Source organism: Brevibacillus antibioticus (assembly GCF_005217615.1).
GTDB lineage: Bacteria > Bacillota > Bacilli > Brevibacillales > Brevibacillaceae > Brevibacillus > Brevibacillus antibioticus.
Genome location: NZ_SZNK01000001.1, coordinates 4643895 through 4650000, shown reverse-complemented (window position 1 = coordinate 4650000; position 6106 = coordinate 4643895). Strand labels below are relative to the sequence as shown.

Below are 6106 nucleotides of genomic sequence, written 5' to 3'. Positions count from 1 at the left end.
CGGTTTCCACTTGGGTAGGGGAGCGTTCCAAGCAGCAGTGAAGCCGTACTGGAAAGAGCGGTGGAGCGCTTGGAAGTGAGAATGCCGGTGTAAGTAGCGAAAAGACAAGTGAGAATCTTGTCCACCGAAAGCCTAAGGTTTCCTGGGGAAGGCTCGTCCTCCCAGGGTTAGTCGGGACCTAAGCTGAGGCCGAAAGGCGTAGGCGATGGACAACAGGTTGATATTCCTGTACCACCTCTGTTCCGCTTGAGCAATGGCGTGACGCAGGAGGATAGGGTGAGCGGCCTACTGGATGGCCGTCCAAGCAGTGAGTGTGGTGTGTAGGCAAATCCGCACACCGTTAAGCATGAGCTGTGATGGCGAGGGAAATGTAAGTACCGAAGTCCCTGATTTCACACTGCCAAGAAAAGCGTCTAGCGAGGAACAAGGTGCCCGTACCGCAAACCGACACAGGTAGGCGAGGAGAGAATCCTAAGGTGCGCGGGATAACTCTTGCTAAGGAACTCGGCAAAATGGCCCCGTAACTTCGGGAGAAGGGGCGCCTCGGTAGGGTTAATAGCCCGAGGGGGCCGCAGTGAAAAGGCCCAAGCGACTGTTTAGCAAAAACACAGGTCTCTGCGAAGCCGCAAGGCGAAGTATAGGGGCTGACGCCTGCCCGGTGCTGGAAGGTTAAGGGGATGAGTTAGCGCAAGCGAAGCTTTGAACCGAAGCCCCAGTAAACGGCGGCCGTAACTATAACGGTCCTAAGGTAGCGAAATTCCTTGTCGGGTAAGTTCCGACCCGCACGAAAGGCGTAACGACTTGGGCGCTGTCTCGGCAAGAGACCCGGTGAAATCATAATACCTGTGAAGATGCAGGTTACCCGCGACAAGACGGAAAGACCCCATGGAGCTTTACTGTAGCCTGGTATTGGAACTTTGTGCATCATGTACAGGATAGGTGGGAAGCTGAGAAGCAGGGGCGCCAGCCTCTGTGGAGCTGTCGGTGGGATACCACCCTTGATGTACGGAGTTTCTAACTCGTCGCCCTTATCGGGCGAGAGGACCATGCCAGGTGGGCAGTTTGACTGGGGCGGTCGCCTCCTAAAAGGTAACGGAGGCGCCCAAAGGTTCCCTCAGAATGGTCGGAAATCATTCGTAGAGTGTAAAGGCAGAAGGGAGCTTGACTGCGAGACCTACAAGTCGAGCAGGGACGAAAGTCGGGCTTAGTGATCCGGTGGTTCCGCATGGAAGGGCCATCGCTCAACGGATAAAAGCTACCCTGGGGATAACAGGCTTATCTCCCCCAAGAGTCCACATCGACGGGGAGGTTTGGCACCTCGATGTCGGCTCATCGCATCCTGGGGCTGAAGTAGGTCCCAAGGGTTGGGCTGTTCGCCCATTAAAGCGGTACGCGAGCTGGGTTCAGAACGTCGTGAGACAGTTCGGTCCCTATCTGTCGCGGGCGTAGGAAGTTTGAGGAGAGCTGTCCTTAGTACGAGAGGACCGGGATGGACGCACCGCTGGTGCACCAGTTGTCACGCCAGTGGCACAGCTGGGTAGCTATGTGCGGACGGGATAAGCGCTGAAAGCATCTAAGCGTGAAGCCCCCTCCAAGATGAGACTTCCCACAGCGCAAGCTGGTAAGACCCCTCATAGACGATGAGGTTGATAGGTTCGGTGTGGAAGCGCGGTAACGCGTGGAGCTGACGAATACTAATCGGTCGAGGACTTATCCACAAATTCTTAGCAATCATGCGTATTCAGTTTTCAGGGAATGAAACCAACCTCTTTACCCCAGAATGGGTAAGGAGGTTTTTTGTTTTTAACGTATCTCACAACAAAAAGTCAAACTCGCGATTATTTTGTCGATAAGTTAGGCCGAATGACCGACAAGTTCCCTCTTGCAGACGGGTCTTGGGGTAGACTAACATGAGAAGGTACCTGATCCAGGCGTTGGAATAGGCGAGGTTATGAAGGAGAATCGTTCATGAAAAAAATTCTAATCTTTTCCGCTTCCATCGGTAACGGACACAACCAGGCAGCGCGGGCCATGCAAGAAAGCTTGGCTGAGAGTGGTTGCACATCAATGATCATCGATACGTTGGAATATATTAGCCCCACCTTTCACAAGATTTTGCTGGAAAGCTATATGAATCTGTTAAGGCTGTCACCTAAGATGTGGGGCAGAATTTATCATAATACAGAAAAAACCCGTTTTTTCGATATGAATGTGCTGATGAATAAGTTATTGGCAAACAAACTTAAAAAGTTGATCAACAGCGTACAGCCGGATGCCTTTATTGCTACGCATCCGTTTGCAAGCTGTATGCTTTCCGTACTGAAAGGGAGAAATGATTGGAAAGAACCAATCTATACGATCATTACTGACTATACCATCCATCCTTCATGGATTAATCACCATATCAATTATTACTTCATCGGTCATGAACAGCTGTATTACCTGTTAGACGTTTATCGACAGGATCATCAAAAATTCATTCCGATGGGCATTCCCATCATGAAAAAATTCAGTTTGCCATTGGAACCGGATTTAATTCGGCAAAAGCTTGGCCTCGCTCCTGAACAAAAGAGTATTATTCTTTCAGGGGGCGGATTGGGTCTCGGCTCGATGGAAAAAGTATTGGATGGACTAGAAGAGATTAACATTCCTCTTAAAACCTTTGTGTTAACAGGGACAAACGACAAGCTGTACAATAAAGTGATCAATCGTACGTATCGGCATGAAGTCGTTCCGCTAAAATTCATCAATAACTTCCACGAATACTTGGAAACGGCTGATTTAATTGTCACCAAATCAGGAGGACTTACATCAGCTGAAGTAATGAGTAAACGGGTACCTATGATTGTTTACAACCCTCTGCCTGGACAGGAAGAGAGGAACAGCCACTTTTTGCTCAATAATGGATGTGCGGTACATGCGAATTTGTCGGAGCAATTGATTTACTTTATCGATGAATTATTGCATAGCCCGTCCAAGGTGGACTATATGCGTAGAATGGGACTGAAAATCTCGAAGCCAGATGCTGCACAACGAATTACTGAGTTTATCATGGATGATATGAATATATGCCAGGAGAAGTAGAATAGCTGCCTAGCCAGACAAAATGGAGGAACCTATGACTGTACCATTCGCTATATTATTTGATATGGATGGCACGTTACTGCAAACAGAAAAGCTGTCGACCCCCGCGTTTATTCGAACGTTTGACCAGCTTCGTCAAAAAGGATTGTGGAAAGGGGAAACCCCTGACGAACGTGAACTGATCAATGTACTGGGAATGACACTCGAGCAAATCTGGGACAAATTATTGCCGGGCGCAAGTGAGGAAGCTATTCGTTCAGCAGACACCTTCTTGCTAGAGAATGAAATCCAGTTACTTAAAGAACGAGTGACCGACCTCTATCCGGATGTAAAATCAACTTTAGAAAAGCTACGTGAAAAAGGATTTTCTTTGTTTATAGCAAGCAATGGGCAGGAAGAGTACATCGATGCCATTTGTCAGGAATACGAGTTGAAGCCACTGATGACCGACCTGTACTCGGCTGGCCGCTTCCGCACGCATTCCAAAAATGACCTAGTTGCAAAATTGTTGTCTGATTACAAAATCGGACAGGCCATCATGGTAGGAGATCGTCACTCCGACGTGGAAGCAGGCAAGACAAACGGTTTATTTACCATTGGATGCGACTTTGGTTTTGCCAAACCAGGCGAGCTTGATGGGGCAGATGTCATCATCACCAGCTTCCCTCAGCTACTGAATCATTTGCCAGCAATCGACACCAATACGCAAGAACAAGCATAAACCATTCCTCAGGGAGTGGTTTTTTTGTTGATCATGTCCAAGTTTCAAGCAGCCCTCTTTTGCCTACACTAGAATGTGTAAGGGACACTTGCGGGCACGCACTAAACCCATTATAATTAACGTCAAAGATAGTCAAAGTCAATAGGTAGCTCATCAGAAACATACACAGAGGAATAGGAGGCGATGACTTGCGTAACATCTCGGACATCATTGAACATCACTTAAAAAGCATCATTACAAACAGTCCCAATGGATCGATCGAGATTCAGCGTAGTGAGCTTGCCGACCATTTTCAATGTGTGCCGTCTCAGATCAATTACGTCATTAATACGCGCTTTACCGTTCAAAAAGGATACATCGTAGAGAGTAAGCGCGGGGGCGGCGGGTATATTCGCATACGCAAGGTGCAGATTGTCAGCAAAGCACGCTTGCAGGAATTGCTAACGGAGGAACTGATTGGTGAGAGTATCAATCAGAGCGTGGGAAATGCGATCGTAGAAAGACTATTGGAGGAAGGCTTAGTCAACATCAGAGAAGCCACCTTGATGAAAATCGCTACCTCGCGAAACGTATTGACGCTAGAAGCTGAATTGCGGGATCGTTTGCGGGCAAATATTTTAAAGCAGATGATCGCGGCAATCTTGTTGAAGTAAAAGGAGGTATGATGTTATGAACTGTGAGGAATGCGGAAAACGACCGGCGACACTTCATTTGACGAAAATCGTCAATGGCGAAAAAACCGAATACCATATTTGCGAGCAGTGTGCTCATGAAAAAGGGGACGTCTTTACCGGCTTTCACAACTTCAGCATCAACAATCTCCTCTCAGGACTTTTAAAATTTGATCCCATGCAAAAGAATGGACGCGAAACGGCAACGAATAAGCCGCTTCAATGCGAAACCTGTGGACTCACATATACTCAATTTAGTAAAAGCGGCCGATTCGGTTGTAGTGATTGCTACACCTTTTTGGGTGACCGACTGGACCCCCTTTTCCGCCGGATTCACGGGAACACACAGCATAGTGGAAAGGTACCAGAGCGTACCGGTGGCAAACTGAAGATCCGTAAAGAGCTAGAGCAACTAAAGCAAGCGCTGCAAAGTCATGTCGCCAGTGAAGAGTTCGAGAAGGCAGCAGAAATGCGTGATCGAATTCGAGCATTGGAACAAAAAATGGCCCAATCGTAGCAAGGGAGGTTAGCTGGTTATGTCCCAAAAGCAGTTTATGCAAAACCCGTGGAGCAATTGGATGAAAGGAGAAGGTCCTGATTCCGACATTGTCATAAGTACACGGCTGCGTATCGCCCGTAACCTGCGCCAGCATCCCTTTCCGTTATTGGCAACGGACTCGCAGGGCGAGGAAGTCGTCAGAAAGGTAACGGAAGTAAGCGATTCGGAGGCAATGCGCAAGCGGCATCAGCTTCAGGTCATCCATATGGATCAAATTAATCCGTTAGAAAAACGTGTGCTCGTAGAAAAGCATCTGGTTAGCCCTCATTTGGCAGAGGAATCTCGCAAAGGTGCGGTATTGCTTCGTGAAGATGAGTCCGTCAGCATTATGGTTAATGAAGAAGACCACATTCGAATACAGGTACTATTACCCGGGTTTCGTTTGAACGAGGCATGGGAAATAGGAACTAAGATAGACGACATTTTTGAGAAAAACTTGAACTACGCGTTCGACGAAACACGAGGATATCTGACAAGCTGCCCAACCAATGTGGGTACGGGAATTCGTGCATCTGTGATGCTGCACTTGCCAGCTCTGGTGATGACGCAGCAGATCAGCAGAATTTTACAGGCAATTAATCAAGTTGGTCTAGTCGTTAGAGGAATTTACGGAGAGGGCAGCGAAGCTCTAGGGAATCTTTTTCAGTTATCCAATCAGGTCACACTGGGGATGTCTGAATCGGATATTCTTTCCAACCTCTACGGTGTAGCCAGGCAGATTATTGAGCAAGAGCGTGTGGCACGTACTTACTTGCTGGAGCATACCCGGGTTTCTTTGGAGGATCGGATTTTTCGGTCGTTTGGCATCCTGATGTACGCTCGCACAGTAGAGTCCAAGGAAGCGGCTCAGCGCTTGTCTGATGTACGTCTGGGGATTGATCTAGGCATCATTCCAAATGTATCTCCGCTCGTCCTAAACGAACTGTTGGTCACGACACAGCCAGGGTTTTTACAGCACCACGCTGGGCAAAAGCTCACTCCGGACCAACGCGATGAAAGAAGGGCAAGGCTGATTCGAGAACGTCTGCGCGTTGTGGACTCACAAGAGTAACGGTATCACGCAATTGTTAA

At 48.1% G+C, this 6106-nt stretch carries 5 protein-coding genes and 1 rRNA gene (1 of these 6 running past the window's edge); all 6 read left to right on the top strand.

Translation table 11 applies throughout. The features are described 5' to 3' along the window. Positions 1 to 1718, top strand: a 23S ribosomal RNA gene (locus E8L90_RS22380) (it extends 1224 nt beyond the left edge of the window). Between the two features lie 250 nt (positions 1719 to 1968). Then, a complete protein-coding gene (locus tag E8L90_RS22375) occupies positions 1969 to 3084 on the top strand; it encodes an MGDG synthase family glycosyltransferase (protein ID WP_137031422.1) in 1116 nt (371 codons plus the stop codon). A gap of 34 nt (positions 3085 to 3118) precedes the next feature. Beyond that, positions 3119 to 3805: an HAD hydrolase-like protein gene (locus tag E8L90_RS22370; RefSeq protein WP_137031421.1), complete on the top strand. Its 687-nt coding sequence runs from the start codon at positions 3119 to 3121 to the stop codon at positions 3803 to 3805. A 188-nt stretch (positions 3806 to 3993) separates the two neighbouring features. After that, complete coding sequence (locus tag E8L90_RS22365; protein WP_137031420.1) at positions 3994 to 4458, top strand: CtsR family transcriptional regulator; 465 nt, start codon at positions 3994 to 3996, stop codon at positions 4456 to 4458. Between the two features lie 16 nt (positions 4459 to 4474). After that, positions 4475 to 4993, top strand: a complete 519-nt coding sequence (gene mcsA / locus E8L90_RS22360; RefSeq protein ID WP_137031419.1) for a protein-arginine kinase activator protein McsA — start codon at positions 4475 to 4477, stop codon at positions 4991 to 4993. Positions 4994 to 5012: 19 nt separating this feature from the next. After that, a complete protein-coding gene (mcsB, locus tag E8L90_RS22355) occupies positions 5013 to 6086 on the top strand; it encodes a protein-arginine kinase McsB (RefSeq protein ID WP_137031418.1) in 1074 nt (357 codons plus the stop codon). Positions 6087 to 6106: the final 20 nt, after the last annotated feature.